The sequence below is a fragment of the Nocardia sp. MDA0666 genome, from assembly GCF_003023875.1.
Lineage (GTDB): Bacteria > Actinomycetota > Actinomycetes > Mycobacteriales > Mycobacteriaceae > Nocardia > Nocardia aobensis.
Map to the genome: position 1 here is coordinate 85,628 of NZ_PYHT01000012.1, position 17,405 is coordinate 103,032.

General features: G+C 65.0%; 10 protein-coding genes. 6 read left to right on the forward strand and 4 right to left on the reverse strand.

The annotated features are described in order from the left end of the window. Positions 1–455: 455 nt before the first annotated feature. The 4 genes from C8258_RS18315 to C8258_RS18330 form a co-directional block, all read right to left on the reverse strand. Positions 456–4,232: an AAA family ATPase gene (locus C8258_RS18315; protein WP_233225171.1), complete on the reverse strand. Its 3,777-nt coding sequence runs from the start codon at positions 4,230–4,232 to the stop codon at positions 456–458. A gap of 103 nt (positions 4,233–4,335) precedes the next feature. Continuing rightward, positions 4,336–4,860: a hypothetical protein gene (locus C8258_RS18320; protein WP_146161262.1), complete on the reverse strand. Its 525-nt coding sequence runs from the start codon at positions 4,858–4,860 to the stop codon at positions 4,336–4,338. After that, positions 4,857–5,150 carry a hypothetical protein gene (locus tag C8258_RS18325; RefSeq protein WP_106956224.1) on the reverse strand — a complete coding sequence of 98 codons (294 nt, stop codon included), beginning with the start codon at positions 5,148–5,150 and terminating at the stop codon, positions 4,857–4,859. Before C8258_RS18325 ends, C8258_RS18320 begins: the two co-directional genes overlap by 4 nt. Beyond that, positions 5,140–5,796 carry a hypothetical protein gene (locus tag C8258_RS18330; RefSeq protein ID WP_146161263.1) on the reverse strand — a complete coding sequence of 219 codons (657 nt, stop codon included), beginning with the start codon at positions 5,794–5,796 and terminating at the stop codon, positions 5,140–5,142. Before C8258_RS18330 ends, C8258_RS18325 begins: the two co-directional genes overlap by 11 nt. A gap of 239 nt (positions 5,797–6,035) precedes the next feature. Between C8258_RS18330 and C8258_RS18335 the strand changes: the two genes are divergently transcribed. The 6 genes from C8258_RS18335 to C8258_RS18360 all read left to right on the forward strand — a co-directional run bounded on the left by C8258_RS18335 (position 6,036) and on the right by C8258_RS18360 (position 17,404). Further along, positions 6,036–6,911 carry a helix-turn-helix transcriptional regulator gene (locus C8258_RS18335; RefSeq protein WP_106956226.1) on the forward strand — a complete coding sequence of 292 codons (876 nt, stop codon included), beginning with the start codon at positions 6,036–6,038 and terminating at the stop codon, positions 6,909–6,911. Further along, positions 6,908–7,111, forward strand: a complete 204-nt coding sequence (locus tag C8258_RS18340; RefSeq protein ID WP_106956227.1) for a DUF397 domain-containing protein — start codon at positions 6,908–6,910, stop codon at positions 7,109–7,111. The genes C8258_RS18335 and C8258_RS18340 overlap by 4 nt, the downstream gene beginning before the upstream one ends. Before the next feature lie 715 nt (positions 7,112–7,826). Continuing rightward, positions 7,827–8,435, forward strand: a complete 609-nt coding sequence (locus C8258_RS18345; protein ID WP_106956228.1) for an AlpA family transcriptional regulator — start codon at positions 7,827–7,829, stop codon at positions 8,433–8,435. Then, positions 8,432–8,878: a hypothetical protein gene (locus C8258_RS18350; protein ID WP_106956229.1), complete on the forward strand. Its 447-nt coding sequence runs from the start codon at positions 8,432–8,434 to the stop codon at positions 8,876–8,878. Before C8258_RS18345 ends, C8258_RS18350 begins: the two co-directional genes overlap by 4 nt. 290 nt (positions 8,879–9,168) lie before the next feature. Beyond that, positions 9,169–11,175 (forward strand): N-6 DNA methylase, encoded by a 2,007-nt coding sequence (locus tag C8258_RS18355; RefSeq protein WP_106956230.1) that lies wholly within the window; start codon positions 9,169–9,171, stop codon positions 11,173–11,175. Beyond that, complete coding sequence (locus tag C8258_RS18360; RefSeq protein ID WP_106956231.1) at positions 11,159–17,404, forward strand: protein kinase; 6,246 nt, start codon at positions 11,159–11,161, stop codon at positions 17,402–17,404. Before C8258_RS18355 ends, C8258_RS18360 begins: the two co-directional genes overlap by 17 nt. The last annotated feature ends 1 nt before the right edge of the window (position 17,405 follow it).

The window sequence follows — 17,405 nt, forward strand, 5'->3', positions numbered from 1 at the left end:
CGCCGTCAGCCGACAGCGTCACCTCGTGCTTGGTGAGGATAGGGGCTCCGGCAGCCCCCCAGTTAGCGTTTTCGTAAAACGGACAGGCGTCCTGTGAGCAGAAGGCGCGCACCCTGCGGCAGCGTTATTCCACTGGTCGATTGACCACTTCGCGTAACACGGCACCCGCCTGGCTACACGCAGCGGGCCGTGCATATCGTCCAGACGTCCCGGACGAGCGAGAGGTGCGCCCGAAGGCGAACGCTGTGGTCTGAATTTTTCGTGCAAACCTCGCCCGATTAGTCAATGTTCTTGCGGTCGAAGCGCTGCACGAAGTCGGTGCCGAAAGACCGATCTTCCTCGCGAGTTATCGGACCGGCCCCTTCCTGGCGATGGGCCGAGGCGTGACCAGTCCCGGGTTTCGTGCAATCTGACCCGGGGATCAGCGCCAAGGCTGTCGACCTCTTCGCACCGGCTCACTTCCGCCGTGGGACAGCCTTTTTGGCGACCCGGCGCGCCCGGCCACCCATCACTGGCGACGCCTCGGCGGCCGGGGTCGCGCCCAGCACCTGCGCCGCCTCGGCCAACCACGCTTGCGCGTCTGCTCCCTGCAGGTCATCGGTCCACATGAGAGTGCCGTTCGGACCACCGCCCTCTTCGTGCGGAAGGATGCCGTTCTCGGCGTACCACTGCTTCTTGAGCTCCCATTTCCGGGCGTAGTCAGGCAGATCGAGCATCCCCGCGTGCTCCCAGTACACGGGACGACCGTGCCCCGTCGAGATGGTGAAGTCCGGATGGACAATTCGTCCGTCGCCCCCGGCAAGCGGCTGTTCGTAGGTCCAGCGGCCGGGCACCAGCCGGTCGAGCAGTCCGGCGATGATGACCTCGTTCTTCGACTGCATGGGGATTCCATTCGCCGACACGTGCATCAAGGTGCGGTCGAAGCGCCGGGCTTCGCCACGCACCTCCAAGTCGACCGGTTGCGGCGGCTGGAAAAGGTCGGTCAGACGCCGCGCCGTTTCCGATCGCCACGGGTGTGCCAGGTCCCGCAGGTCGGTCAGGGTGCCCTCGTGGAGTATGACGACCTTGTCCTGCTGACGGGTCAGCGCGGTATACATCAGTTCTCGTGAGACTCTCGCACGCGCGGGCAGCATCAAGAAGGTCGTCTTGAATTCCGACCCCTGTGATTTGTGCACCGTTACCGCCCACGCCAGTTCGAGCAGTGGATCATCGGAATCGGTTGGCCAATAGGAATATTCGAAGCCCAGCTGCGAGGAGAACTCCACCTTCAACGGGAGCTTCCGCTTGGGCATCTTGTATGCCGGCGTCACATAGCCGATTCCGACACCGATCTCGCCGTTTGCGACATAGTTCATCGCTCCGTCCTTGGGCCAGGCCCGCAGTCGTTTATTACTGGTCTGCATGACCTTGTCGCCTCGGACGATCATCTCCGGGCCGATGGGATAGGGGATGTTGCTGCGCGCCTGACGCTGAGCCCACGCCGTGTCACCCGCCCGAAATGTTCGCTTGATGTGCCTGTTGAGCTCGACGGTCCCGAACGCCCGAGAGCGCGTAGGTGACAGAATCTGCCAGTCTTCTGCGCGCTGGCCCGCTCCCTTGTTCCAGTTCAGATAGTCGCCGTTGACGACGCCGCCGTAGGTCTGCGCGAAGGCCCGCTCGAGATCTTCGGCATCCTCCAAACCCAGATGTCGATTGAGTTCGTCGGTGAGAACCTGGATCGCAGTGCGGTTTCCCCATTGCACATAACGCACGGTCGGGAGGTCGGCATCCGCCGCCAGTTCCGCCCAGATGTCCTCATCGCCGGCACCCCTGGTGTTGTCTCCGAACCAAGCGGCCAGTTCCAGATCGTGGCGCCGTCCGTGACTGCCGTCGGCGAGCTGGCGGCGCGGAATCTGGAGTTCCACATAACCTGGCGATACTCGCACCCACGTGCTGAACTCGTTGGGACGCATCGTATTCACCAAGTCGACGAACGGCCGCCCCGCACCGATCGGAGGCAACTGGCGCGGGTCGCCGACCAGGATCAGCCGCCCGACATCTCCCAGCGCGTCCAGGGTCGCCGCCAACATCTCCTCGGTGAGCATCGATGCCTCGTCGATGATCACCACGTCGTAGTTGCCACGCGGCCGGTCCTGTCCCCACAGCACGTAACGACCGGTGTCTGCCTCGTATCGGTCGGTCGCGGTCAAAAACGACGCCAGTGTCTTGGCCGGTAGCTTCCCCTTGGTGTCGAGCTGCACCTTTGTTTCGAGCTGCACCTTGGCTTTTCCGGTCGGCGCCAGGAGCAGAATCCGATCGGGCGACACGTCCACCTGCTCGACGAGCGCGCGCAACAACGTCGTCTTACCGGTTCCCGCGGGCCCGATGAGCACCGACAACGCCGCGTCGTGCAGTGCGGACAGACCTGCGGCCTTCTCCTCGCGGGCGCGATCTTCGAGCTCGTCGACCCGGTCGGAGACGGTCCGGTTGGCACGGAGGGAACGATCCAAAACATCTCGGGCAGAAGCGATCTCACCGAGAGCCAGCCGATTTCGCTGGCGCGAAATCCAGTCTCGGATCACCTCGGAGGTCGTCTCATAGCGTTCCAGTTTGTAGGCCGGCGTGCCGTCGGCAAGCTCGACGCCGCGAATGGGCGACCACTCCGACCAGTCCGCCATCCCGTCCTGATCGAGGTCGAGACCCGCGAGCATCTTCGCGGACAGATTCGGTGGCTGTGCCAGTGGCACACGATTCGCGAGCTCGACCGCCTCCCCTTGGGGAACAACGGTGTCACCGTCGCGGCCCCGATGTTCGAGCACATCGGTGATCAGCGCCTCGATTCGCCGACGATCCAGGTGCTCGCGCAGATCGACATCCTCCGGAATGGACGGACGCCAGCTGACGTGAGTCGGCGGGAAGAGGGCACGATCTACGGTCGTGAATCCGACATGGTCGGCCTGGCCATAGGTGCAGGTCGTGGCGAAGTACGGATTCGTCAGCAGGTCCGCACCTTCCATCTCGACTTCGGTTTCCCCCTCCAGCAACATCCGTGTCTGTGCCGGGGATATGTCCATTCCCGACAACAATCGCAAGACCGCACGCTCGGTGTCCGGCAGCTTGCTCCAAATGCGGGCTTGGATCGCACCGATGTGCGGCCGGACCGAATCCGGAGCACCGGCGGGCGACGCGAACACCGCGTCCAGCAACTCCCACGGGTCTTGTTCGTCGTCGCATTCGGCAAGTAGCGCTCGCGCCGCAACGTATGGTCGCTGAACGCCCACGATGCTCAGCACCCCGGGAAGCCCCGGCACCGGCCCGCGCAACTGCCACAGCCGCTCGATCTGCCGCTGCAACCAATCGGTTCCGGCATCGGGCACCGGGACACCCAGCTGCCGCATTCCTCGTGCCGCGGCTTGCAGTGAGGTCAACGCTTCGATCGCCGCGTCGTCGGAAAGGTGTTCGGTGACATAGGAGAATTCGGTCGCTCGTCCTTCCGGCGCCCACGCGAGCGCCACATCGATGTCCGCCCCGGCATCCAGCAGCGGGATCAGTTGCTGATAGGGCAAGAGGAATCCGTCGCGCATATCGGGGCGTAGCGAGTGCTCGACGATCGTCTCCCACATCACCGAACTGAACGGCGGGGTTCCGGACTGATTCCACAGTGGTGGCGGCGTTACTCGTGTGATGCGTGCCGCGCCTACCAGCAGCCGGTCGGCGCGCTCTTCCTGCAGCGGTGAATGCTTGAGGTACACGAATACCAGCGAGTCGTCCACGACGACCGGCTCGAAGAACGCCTCCATCACCGCTCGCTGGTTGTCGCCGTCCATGATCCACGGCGGCTGGTACGACAGTGCCGCGTCGGCGGCGTCTTCCGCCTCTTGGACGAACCCTGGGACACGATCGTGCCCGATCTCGTCACACAGCGACTGCCTGTTCAGCCATCGAAAGGGCACCGCCTCGAACGCGTAACCAGGCAGAGCCACAACGGAATCTTCGAGGTGCAGAGCCGAATTGTGACGGTAGGGATGTTGCTTGACCACCGAGTACCCGAGCGGCGACATGAACGTCCCGCGCTCGCTCAGACATGGCAGCCTTCCCTGCTCGATGCTGTCGATCCCGGCACCGGCGTGCTCGACCTCATACGTGTCGTCACGGTTCTTTCCGATCCCTGTCAACAACGTGCAGGACGAATTGCCCAGCGGGTCGTCACAGACGAACTGGTCCCACGCCCGGTCCCGCCACGGCACCCTCATCGACAGATGCTGAATCCTCGCCACCCGGCTGGTGTATCACGGGTCGCCGACAAGGTGCAGCGCTTTGAGAAGGCCGAAGTTCCATCTTTCGCGAGCGCGGCTCTCAATCCACCTCGTCCAGCGCCGACAGCGCCGCGCTTGCGGCGAGCCGGGCCAGGCAGTCGGGGAAGCAGTCGCGATGCGATTCCCACAGCAGCCGCGCGCAGTCACGTTCGAGCTGCGTGGGTTCCCATGTGCAATCGTTCAGCAAGAGACCCTGAACGGCAACGGGTTTCAGCGCTCCTCTGCGCCAGACACGCGGTGGCGTGACGGTCGCGAAGTCGAAGTCCGCGCTGATCCGCTCAGGCTGGTCGTCCACGTGAGCTACGTCGGGCGCGATGATCGCCGCAACTCCCAGGCCCGCGGCAACGGCCAGCGCATAGCCGACCGGGTCGCGAATACCTTCGGGCAGCCGGATCGTGGATAGCCAGTGGTAGCCGAGATGATGTGCCTGACATTGGATTTCGAGCGCATGAGCCGCAGCGGACGGCCCGGAGATCACGAGCCGAACCAGTCCGAGAGCATCGGGGAGCACCCGCGGCACCGTACCGATCGGCGACGCCTGCGAGGATCCGATCCGATTCGTCACGGGCGCTCCCCAGCGGGCCGACCGCACCACCGGCACGTCACCGGCGAACAACCCGCCGCCATCGCGAGGTCGGCCCAGAATTCGCGCTGCACCAGATCCCACAACCGGTTCCACCTCGGATAGCGCTCACGTACTTCGACCAGATCGGTGCCCGCGGCGAATTCGACGATCCGCCCCGACACCACGCCCGTGTCGTACACCGCCGCGACCTCGATCCATCCGCGCGGCCCGCGGCGCATCCGCCAGACGGCCCGCAACCCGCCGAACTCGGTGAATCGTTCACCACCCATACCGGGCCCGCCCTCCCGGAGTCCGGCTGTACAACGCCATTCCACGCTCGCCGGCTCGATCAGCCGCGGTGACTGCGGGCGGTGTCAGCCTGCCGTCCGTCACCAGCCGGGTGAGCGCGCTGGACTTGCGCGCGCATTCCAGCACCGAACACTGCCGATGCTGCTGCATGACGCGCGCCGCCTCCTGCACTGACAGTGAGTGATCGGGAAAATCGTGCGCCCGTGCATCATTCATGCACACCCGCGCCCAGGTCTCCGGCGGGCAGACTGTCTCCAGATCGCAGATCTCACACACCCGCGCCGGCGAATGATCCACCGCCTCGAGGTCGAACACGATCACCGCCGCGACGGACATGCCGCAGACGACATCGAGGAGGTACCCGATCGGATCGTCGAGATGATCGGGCGGACCCACCGTGTACACGTATCGGTACCCGAGCATGGCGGCGTGCCGACGCATCGCGACGATGTGACGCGAATTGTCCAGTCTCGCAACGTTATTTCGTATAAAACCGACTGCTCTCGGTGTGCCGTCGTCGCCGGACACCTCACAGGCGAACGGCGGCCCCGATTGCGGCCTCGATAGCGCAGACATGGAAAACCTCGTTGATGTGACGGATATTTGGTGACATTCGGAGCGCGGCACCCGGCATCCGACTTCCCACCGACCACCGCGATGACGGGTTCAGTGATCGGCGAGGGCTCCCTGCTCGAGCCGGGTGCCGCGCATCCCCAACGACAGCACCTGCCCTGACCAGGAACAACCTCGCCACGGAAATCCATTGGAGAAGCGGCGAATCCGCAGAATCATTTCCGTCGGCTATGGCAAACTGGTTCCGCTCCCTGCTGTCCACTGTTCCGTCTACCGAGGGGTAACCAGAAGAGATGGCTGAGGAAGACAGCACCCTGCCACGCCGCCAATTGGGCCGGCTGCTGCGCCAGTATCGCGAGGAGATCGGGCTCACGATGGCGCAAGCCGCCCGGCTGGTGGAGGTTGGCACGACGACGTTGCATCGGCTCGAGAGGGGGACTGCCGATAAGGTTCGAGTGCGGATCGTGCAGCACTTGTGCGAGATATACGAGCGTTCGGCGTCCGAGACCGCGACGTTGAAGCATTTGGCCGAGCAGGCCTCGGTGAAGAACTGGTATCAGGAGTACGCGGGGCTCCTTCCGAACAACTTTAACCACTATGTCGAGTTGGAAAGTGCTGCACAGCAGTTATTTTCGTATCAAGAACTGATACCTGGACAACTGCAAACCGAGGCATACGCAAGGACGATGATGTCCGGCTTCCTCGCCGAGACTCAGCCCGAATTGGAACGTCGCGTCGATCTCCGCATGAAGCGCCAGATCATCATCAAGCGGAAGGCCGCGCCGGTCACGTTGAACGTGGTGCTGCACGAATCTGCGCTCTACCGCCTCGTCGGAAGCCGGAAGATAATGAGCACACAACTGCGGCACGTCGCGGACGCGAGCACCTGGCCGAACGTCGAGGTCCGCATCCTGCCGTACAGCGCTGGTATGCCGATGGGCGTCCTGCCGGGACCATTCATAATCATGGATTTCGGCCTCGACAGGAAGGGGAGGCCAGTCGAGCCCACCATCGTCTATATCGAGGCGGTGACCGCGAACATCTTTCTGCAGAAGGAACATGATGTGGCCCGCTATCGCGCGATAGCGGCAGCGGTGCGCGACGCCTCCCTGAGTCCCATGGATAGCAGGATCTTGTTGCGGAAAGCGGCAAAGGAGTACCACCAGTGACCGTAAACCTCTGCGGCGCAGAGTGGTTCAAGAGCAGTTACAGCCAGGCACACGGTGAATGCGTGGAGGTCGCCTGGTTAGCTGACGGCGCGGTCGGCATCCGCGACTCGAAGAATCCGACCGGCCCGGCCCTCGTATTCGCGGCGGGTGACTGGGCCGCATTCACCATCTCGGTCCGCAACGATCGGTTCGCACAATGATGAGCGCCGTTCTCTCGACGGTCAGTTGATGAAAGAACAGCCACAGCCAGAGCCACACCTCGGGTACGTGGAAGTTGCATGGCCCGCGGATGTGGCTCTCGGCGTTGGTGACTCGAAGACATCCCACCGGCCCCGCAGCGTCGAGGTAATGCCGTGCCTGCATGGTTCCTCTCGACCGACCCCGACCGACCATCTCCGCACACCCCTCGGCTGCTCTCCACTGTGGTTGCAGGACAATACCTTCGAGCCACGGGGTCGACCGGACGCAGTAGGATTGAGCCGCGTAACTGCCGCTGGCTCGAGGCCGGGCGAACACCGTGCCCGACCGGTGGGGAGGAGCGAGCGACCGTGGGGGACGCAACCCAATGGGAGGAATCGAGCCTCGCTGAGGTTCGCCGGTCTTACAAGGGAACGCAGGAAATTCCGAAGACAGTTGAGACGTGGCTGGCCAAGGGCTGGAGAATTCGCAAGCAGGGACACGGATACGCGCTTTGGCCGCCGGATCCAGGTTTTCGATGGGCTCCGCCCCCGGCTCCGTTCGCTCGCTTCGACCACACGCCGAAGGGTGACGGTGCGAGCCAGGCCAGGACCCTCGATCGCGCCTGCCGATACCTCGAGAAAACTATCTCCGAACTGCGGAAAGACCACAGCTGCGAAGCCGGGTGCGACACCGTTGTCGATTGACAACAGCACGGATGGCACGGAGAATACAACCATGACTGCCCACGAGTTCGAGATTGCTTTTGTGATCGAGACGGTCGAGGCTGACGATCCCCGCATCGATCGAGCGATGGAAGCGCTCCCGGGCACGACTATCAGCGGTGCGCTCGGATTGACAATTGCCACGACTCTCGTCGATGCGCACAGCGCGATCGAGGCAGGCCTGCACGCAGCAAAAGAGCTCGCCGCGGCCGACCTCGCGCCGCTACGTACGTACCCGGACCTCGTCTCTCGGCAGGACATCGCCGATCGAGTGGGTATGTCACGCCAAGCGGTCGGCAACTGGGTTCGCGGTGAGCGCCACAACGCCAAGCCGTTCCCGGTCCCCGTTACGTTGGTTGCCGGGGGTGCATGGCTGTGGGCCAGCGTCGTTCGCTGGATCGAGGAAACCGGTGCCGCGGAACTGAACGAGTCGGCCCTGCCGACTCTTGCCGACCATTGCGTCCTCGACACGATGATGCGGCAGGGGCTTTCCCGGTTCAACGTCTTCACTTTGCCGGTCGGTGAGCCTCGGTTCACGGCCCCGGAGGTCGCTGTCACGGTGCACAGCGACGACGCGTACGTCGCGATGGGCTCGATCGACACCTACACGCTGGCAGCATGACCGACCCGGCCGGCAAGGAACACGTCTACGTGGCCGTAGGCGATCTCGTGGACCATGTGGAGCTGACCGATGTGCGTTTCTACGAAATCGCCGGGCGCCGCTCCGACACCGAAGACAAACAGTTTTCGCTTCAAGTAGTGAGCCGCATCGAGCCGACCGAGATCGAGATCCGCTGCCAGACTGCCGTCGAAGGCGGTGGTGCACAGTACAAGGTCGACGCCGGCGCGGTATTCGCTATCGATCCTCCGGGGACCGTCCCACCCGAGGTTGCGCATGAGTTCGCCGAGAAGGTCGGCGTGATGTCGGTTTACCCGTACGCCCGATCGGCAGTCGCCAATCTCGGCGCTCAGCTCAACGTCGATCGACCCACGCTGCCGCTGTTGCGCGCCGACAATGTCCGACTGAACACGCCGGACGCTGCGCCGGAAAGCGATTCCGGATAGTCGGCGGCGGCGCACCGTCGGACGCTTTCCGCCCGACACCTACCTGGACTACCGAGCGCACACCGGTGGCAAATCCGCAAGATCGCCACGGCACTGCGTCAGAAGGCCGAGAAGCGAGGTAGGCAGCATCCCACAAGGGCCGACCAGCTGGATCGAGCAGGTTCACTCGGTGCCGCTGGCAGCCTGAACACCGAGGACTTCGCGAGAGCCACCATCGCCATGTTCGTGTTCACAGTCAACAACATGCTCGGTTGATATGCTATCGTTGCTGAACGAGTCGAGGTGGTGGCATGTCAGACGAATTGTTGGTGACCTCATCCGAGATCGCCGAACTGGCCGGCGTGGGGCGCGCGGCGGTGAGTAATTGGCGTCGCCGGTACGCCGATTTCCCCGATCCCGTCGCCGGGGCCGGGGCCGGCCCGATGTTCCGGTACTCGGAGGTAACAGGGTGGCTTCGCGCAAAGGGCCGCCTCACGGCCCCATCATCCGAGAAGTTGTGGCGGACAATCGAATCCGCCGTCGGCGACTCCGGCCTGCCGGGTTCCGTTGCACGGTTGGCCGCCCACCTGGCCGAGCTGTCCGACGGAGCGCACATACAGCCGCAGATCCTCAGGCAGACGGCCGAGCTGGATGGCCCCGCGCGCGCTGACACGGTGGAGTACCTGATCAGTCGGCTATTCGAACGACAGCAGCGGCAACATCTTTCGACACCACAGGGCCTCGCCGATCTGATGATCGAGCTTGCCGAACCACTCACCGGCAGCGTGTTCGACCCGGCTTGTGGCTGCGCCACAGTGTTACGCACGGCAGCGCGCCACGGAGCGCACGTCGTGCACGGTCAGGAACTCGACCCTGCGCTCGCCCAGTTGGCAACGGCCCGGCTGAGCTTCACCGGCGCGAGCGTCGAAACGGTCGTGGCGGGTGACTCACTGCGTGCAGACGCTCACGAACGATTGCGCGCCGATGTGGTTGTATGTGATCCGCCGTTCGGGTACCGCGCCTGGGGCAGCGAAGATCTGATGATCGATCCGCGCTGGACGTACGGGGTACCGCCGAAGACCGAGCCGGAGCTGGCATGGGTGCAACACTGCCTGGCCCGGACCGCGACCGGTGGCACCGTGGTGATAGTCATGCCTGCGAGCGCCTCCGCACGCCGGGCCGGGCGCTCGATTCGCAAGCAGCTGTTGCGGGCCGGAGCGCTGCGTGCGGTCGTCGGCCTACCGGCAGGTGTATTGAAGTCGACCGCGATCGCGCTGCACGTGTGGGTTTTGCGTAATCCCGACGATTCCGGGGTCGGCCCGGTACTTCTGGTCGACACGAACCACCTCGCGCCGCGTCGCCGCGGCGACGCGGATTGGCGTGCCATCGCTGCCGCGGTGACGGGCCCGTGGCGAGAATTCCGCGAAACCGCAGCGGTTACCGAGATCGCCGGCCGCCAGCGCACGGTCGACGTCATCGATCTCCTCGACGAAGAGGTCGATTTGACTCCTTCGCGCTATCTACCGCCGCCCACGGCACCATTGGATGTCGAGCGAATGCAGCGGGAAAACTCCCGCCTGGCCTCGGATCTCCGAGCGCTGGCCGCGCACCTGCCGAAAACCGTGATCCGGACGAAGCCCGACAGTCGCGGCACAACAACGATCAACGACCTCGCGCGTGCCGGCGCCGTCACTGTCCGGCAGCAGGCCCGCGGGCTGGAGACTACCGATGCCCTCGACGCGAGCGGACCACATGTCTTGTCCGGCCGGGACGTCGCAACCGGATCGCCGCCCTCGTTACGACTGATCGCAGCCCCAGACGATGTCATCGAACTTCGCCGAGGCGATGTCGTCGCCCCCGCAGTCTTCGGGGGTGAACGGCCCTGCGCCGAGGTCATCGACGCCGACGGCTGGATATTGGGGCACAGCGTGCACCTATTACGAGCCGACCCTGATCGCCTCGACCCGCAGTTCCTGGCCGGGATGCTGCGAACACGGGCCCTGCTGCGCAGCGCGTCCACATCGTCGGGGTCACATCGAGTCGACTTCCGCAAAGTAGAGATGCCGCTGCTCGACATCCACGAACAGCGCCGGATCGGCGAAAACCTGAGGCGTATCCACGATTTCGACCGCGGTCTGCGCGAACTGGCCGATCGTGGTCACGCATTCGCCACGGATCTGACCGACGCCATCGCCGCCGGGAACCTGGATTGCGGATCGATCACGAAGCCCGGCAACGTGTTACGAAATCGTGTCGGCAACGACACCATCAGTGACCGCAATACCGATGGGGAGGACGGAAATGCCCGCGAATCATGAGCTCGTGGCCGGCAGGTTTCGGCTGCTCGGCCCGCTCGGCAAGGGCAATATGGGCGAGGTCCACGAGGCGGAGGACCTGCGCGCGCCGCAGGATTCGATGGACCGGAAACTGGCCGTCAAGCAGATTCTGCGTGAGAGAGCCGGTTCGGCAGACGACACAAAGCTGGTCGAGCGATTCGACCGCGAAGTCCGCATCATGCGAAAACTCGTACACCCTAACCTGCCTCGCACCATTGATGGCGGCGTGGCTCCGGACGGCTCGCCGTATCTGGCGATGGAGCTACTCGACGGGTACTCCTTGCACGACCTCATAGGTGAGTGCCCGCAGCTTCCCGTCGGCTGGGCGGCCGCACTCGGCGCACAGATCGCGGATGGTCTGTCCGCGGCGCACGCGGCGGGGGTTGTGCATCGTGACCTCAAGCCGTCGAATGTCATGCTGTTGCGCGGCGGTCTGGTGAAGGTCCTCGACTTCGGCATGGGCCGGATGCTCGAGGATGTCAAGAACCCGCGTATCACCAGTACCGGCATCACCGTCGGGACCGCCCGCTACATGGCCCCGGAGCAGTTCCGCGAATCGGCGGTCGGTCCGGCGGCCGACCTGTACGCGTTGGGCTGTGTGCTGTTCGAGCTGCTCGCGGGCGTCCCGCCGTTCCACAGCGAGTCCGCGCACGCCCTTGGTGAAAAGCACCTCAATGACGCTCCCCCCGCCCTGCGTCCGATCCGCGCGGAGGTGCCCGCCGATCTGGCCAGGCTGATCTACCAGCTGCTCGCAAAGGACCCGGCCGATCGGCCCGTCGACGCAGTCGCCGTCCGAGATGCGCTGATACCGCTTGCCACTGATGACGTGAGCGTCCCGGGCTGGGATGCCTTCGATCCGGTGCGGCGGCTCACCCAGAACGAGACCGTCCAACCGGCAGGCGAGGCACTCATCCGCGAGGCCCCACGACAGCCGGTCGGGATGGACGTCTTCGATGTGCACCGCAGGCTGATATCGGACTACCGCGCATTCACCGAGGGCGGCACGGTGATCCGTGATGAACGGATCGCCGCGTACGTCGAGCAGGACTTGGATTCCAAGTCGCAGTGGCCCGACCCGTGGTTGTCGCTCAACCCGTTCTTCGCCTCCGGCGGCACCGTGCTGGAGCTCGCCAACGCCGGCGTCCTGCACGACGAGTGCACCCGAATCTTTCAGGCGGGCAAGACCGAAGGCGGCGCCGTCAGCGATGGCCGGCCGCTCACCCTGCACCGCCACCAGCGCGAGGCCATCGATCTCGCGGCTTCCGGCGAGTCCTATGTTCTGACCACCGGCACCGGTTCCGGCAAGTCGCTGTCGTACATCGTGCCGATCGTCCACAAGGTGCTCGAGGCCAGGCAACGGGAGGGTTCCGGCGCCGCCAAGCGGGTCCGCGCGATCATCGTCTACCCGATGAACGCGCTGGCCAACAGCCAGCTCAAGGAGCTGGACAAATTTCTGCTCGACGGATACGGCAAAGGCCGTGAGCCGGTGACCTACGCGCGCTACACCGGCCAGGAAGATGACCAGCGGCGCAAGCAGATCCGCGACGACCCGCCCGATATCCTGCTCACTAATTACGTGATGCTGGAATTGATGTTGACCCGCCCCGACGACCGGCGTTCGCTGATCAAGATGGCACGCGGGCTGGAGTTCCTGGTCTTCGACGAGCTGCACACCTACCGCGGCCGCCAGGGTGCGGATGTGGCGCTGCTGATCCGACGGGTCCGACAGGCCTGCGAGGCCGCGCAGCTGCAGTGTGTGGGCACGTCCGCCACCATGTCCAGCGAAGGCACCTTCGCCGATCAGCAGCGAGTGGTCGCGCAGGTCGCCTCGACCCTGTTCGGTACGCCCGTACGGCCCGAGAACGTGATCGGCGAGACCCTGGTGCGGGCTACCGGTGAGCCTCCCGCCACGGTGCCCGCCGAACGGTTGCGGCGACTCGACGCGCCGCGGACGTACGCGGAATTGGTTGGCGATCCACTCGCGCGATGGATCGAGACGCGCTTCGGCCTGACGACCGAGCAGACAACCGGCAGGCTGGTTCGGCAGCACCCGGCCAAGATCGAAGAGGCGGCCGCCGAATTGGCCCGCACCAGCGGCGAATCCGAGGAGATCTGCGCCGAGGCAATCCGCCGGACGCTCAAATCGGGTTCCGAGGCCCGTAATCCGGTGACGGACCGCCCCCTGTTCGCGTTTCGTCTGCACCAATTCTTGTCCAAGGGCGACACCGTGCATGTCACCCTCGAAGATCCTTCGATTCGCCATCTCACCCGGGACTATCAACGCGTACAACCCGGAACCGACGGCAAAGTCCTCCTGCCACTGTCATTTTGCCGCGAGTGCGGTCAGGAGTACCTGACGGTCTGGCGGACGCTCGAGGACGGCCGCTACCGATACGAACCACGCCCGGACACGTCCGCGACCGGCGGGCGGACCGGGGACGGTTACCTCTACGTCGATTCCGACCGGCCGTGGCCGGCCACGACCGAGGAGGCGATCGCCGAACGGCGGCTGCCCGAATCATGGCTCGACGTCGACGATCACGGGTATGAAAGCGTACGCGAGTCCTACCAGCGACGGTTGCCGCGCGCGGTCACCGTGGACCCGTACGGGAACGAAGACGTCGGGGAGCTGAAGGCCGCGTTCATCCCGGCCCCGTTCCTGTTCTGCCTACACTGCGCGGTGAGCTACGAGCAGGTGCGCGGTAAAGACTTCGCCAAGCTGGCCCGCCTCGACCAAGAGGGCCGCTCGTCGGCGACGTCACTGGTATCCGCCTCCATCGTGCGTTCGCTCAGCGAAATCGCGCCCGAGGCGCTCGACCGCCGGGCACGCAAGTTGCTGACCTTTGTCGACAACCGGCAGGACGCCTCGCTGCAAGCGGGACACTTCAACGACTTCGTCCAGATCACTCAGCTGCGCGCGGCCCTGTACGAGGCAACCCGCACCGCCGGCGAGGAGGGGATTCGGCACGAAGAGCTGGCCGCCCGCGTCACCGACACTCTCGGGTTGCGCGTCACCGACTACGCGGGTGCCGAGGTGGATCTGCCGCCGTCTCTGGCCCGCAACGCCGCCAAAACTCTGCGCGATGTCGTCGCGTTCCGGCTCTACCTCGATCTGCAGCGTGGGTGGCGGGTCACGATGCCCAATCTGGAGCAGACCGGTCTGCTTCGCATCCACTACGAGGATCTGGACTGGCTCGCCGAAAATCAGGCCCGCTGGGCGGACGCCGTACCCGCGCTGCGGGACGCCGAGCCGGGGCGGCGTGCCGAGATCATGCGCGTGCTCCTGGACGAGATGCGCCGGGCACTCGCCATCGATGTGCAGTACTTCCGCGACGATTTCGACAATCTGCTCCGTGCCAGTGAGGAGCGGCTCGTCGATCCGTGGGTGCTTTCCGCCTCCGACCGTCCGCAGGTCGGCACCGCCTATCCGCGGGGCTCTCGACCGGGGATGGACCGCTCCGGACTGTTCCTGTCCGGGCGGGGAAAATTCGGAAAGTATTTGCGCCGAGTGCATTTCACCGATCTGACCACCGACGACGCACAGCAGGTGATCGTGGATCTACTGAAGGTGCTGGCTGGTGCCAACTTGGTACGCGAGGTCGAGACGACCCCGCAGCGGGCCGGTCGCTTCCGCCGCGGCGGCGGGTCGACGATGACCGGCTATCGCATCTGCGCGGCGGCCCTCGTCTGGCGAGCGGGAACCGGGGAGTTCGGCACCCACGATCCGTTGACTCGCACCTATGCCAGTGGGGACGGTCCGAGAGTCAACACGTTCTTCCGCGACCTGTATCGCAATGCGGCCGGCACCCTCGCCGGGATGTACGCGCGCGAGCACACCGCGCAGGTCGACCCGGTGGAACGCGAACGGCGCGAGGATGCTTTCCGCAATGGTGATCTCAAACTGCTCTATTGTTCGCCCACAATGGAATTGGGTGTCGACATCGCCGAACTCAACGCCGTGATGATGCGCAATGTGCCGCCCACTCCGGCCAATTACGCGCAGCGTAGTGGTCGCGCCGGGCGTTCGGGCCAGCCGGCGTTGGTCACCACCTACTGCGCCACCGGTAACAGCCACGACCAGTACTATTTCAGGCGCTCCGATCGGATGGTCGCCGGCGCTGTGGCGCCGCCGCGACTCGATCTGACCAACGAGGATCTGGTTCGCTCGCATGTGCAAGCGATCTGGCTCGCCGAGGCGGGACTCAAACTGAGCCAATCCATTCCGGACATCATCGACATCGGCTATCCGGAAGACACCCGCCGCCCCGATCCGGCTTTGCTGCTCCACGAGCACATCAGAGCCGCGCTGCACGACAGTGATGCGCAGGAGCGAGCGATCGAGGCGACCCGTGCGGCGCTCGGCGATCTCGGCCCCGCGCTGGCCGATACCGCTTGGTGGCACGACAAGTGGATCACCGACGCGGTCCGTGCCGCCGGTCGGCAATTCGACCGGGCCTTCGATCGTTGGCGTGACCTGTTTCGCGCCGCACTGGTCGATCAGGCCGAGCAGAACCTCCGGGTGCTCGACCACACGCTGTCCGAGCGCGACCGCAATGCGGCGGTTCGGCGGCGCAAGGAGGCCGAGACACAGCTCAATCTGCTGAAGAACGAAACCGCGGAGCACCGTTCGGTGCTGTCGGACTTCTATCCGTACCGGTACCTGGCCAGCGAGGGTTTTCTGCCGGGCTATTCGTTTCCACGTCTGCCGCTGGCCGCCTACATCCCCGAATCCGGCCGCCGCCTCGGCAACGGTGACTACATCCAACGCCCGCGCTTCCTGGCGATCCGTGAATTCGGCCCCGGCGCGCTCATCTATCACGAGGGCGCGCGCTACCAGGTCACCCGGATTCAGCTGCCGGTCGATATCGGGGGCGAGTTGGCGACCTCCGAAGCCAAGCGCTGCACCGCGTGCGGCTATCACCACGACGAGCAGCACAATGCCGACAGATGTCAGATGTGTGATGAACCGTTACGCGAGGTCACCCATGGACTGCTGCAGCTGCATACGGTCTATACCCGGCGGCGTGAACGGATTTCCTCCGACGAGGAGGAACGCCGGCGCGCCGGCTTCCGGCTCGTCACGAGCTATCGATTCCACGACCATGGCGCCCGTCCAGGCCGCCGGGACGCGAAGGTCAGCGATGAACGCGGCGCGATCGCCACGCTGTCCTACGGAGACTCCGCGACGGTCCGCATCACCAACATCGGTCGACTGCGAGCCGCACCCGACGACCCGCCCGGCTATTGGCTGGACCCGGCGGACGGCCGCTGGATGAACGAGCGCGACGCGAACGAGGCCTCCGGAGACTCGACCGAGATGCCGATTATCGACGCCGACGGCAACGAACGACGCCGCAAGAAGCGCGTCATCCCGTTCGTGCAGGACCGCCGCAATATCGCGGTGCTGCGGCTCGCCGAAGCCCTGCCCACGGACCAGGCACTGTCGTTGATGTATGCCCTGGAACGGGGTATCGAAGCGGCCTTCGAACTCGAGGATGCCGAACTGACCAGCGAGTTGCTGCCTCCCGACGACGGAGACCGTGACCGGATGCTGTTCACCGAGGCCGCCGAGGGCGGAGCCGGCGTCCTGCGCCAGTTGCAGGCCGACCCCCTCGCCTTGCGTACGGCGGCGCTCGTCGCACTCGAGATCTGCCATTTCGCGCCCGACGGTACCGATCTCGGCGGTCCGCATCCCGGTCGGCCCTGCGCGCGGGGCTGTTACGACTGTCTGCTCACCTACGGCAATCAGGCCCATCATGGGGCCATCGACCGCCACGGGATCAGGGACTTGCTGTTGCGCTTCGCCGATGCCACCGCGCTGGCGGCCGGGCGCGGCGAATCCCGCTCCGAGCAGTTGTCCCGGCTGGCCGGCCAATCCGATACCCGGCTCGAGGAGCGGTTGGTCGCCTGGCTCGGGGACAACGGCCTGCGACTTCCGGACGAGGCGCAGACGCTCGTCCCGGAGGCTCACGCCCGACCCGACTTCGCCTACCGTCTACCCGGTGTCAATGTCGCGATCTTCGTCGACGGCCCGGTGCACGAGCATGCCGAGGTCGCCGAACGCGATCACGCAGCTGAGAACCGGTTGCTCGATCAAGGATGGGACGTTGTGCGGTTCCCGCATGATGGCGACTGGATCGCCATCATCTCGGAGTTTCAACGCTACTTCGGGCCCGGTACGGGCATTCGACCTGGAAGTGGAGCACAGTAGC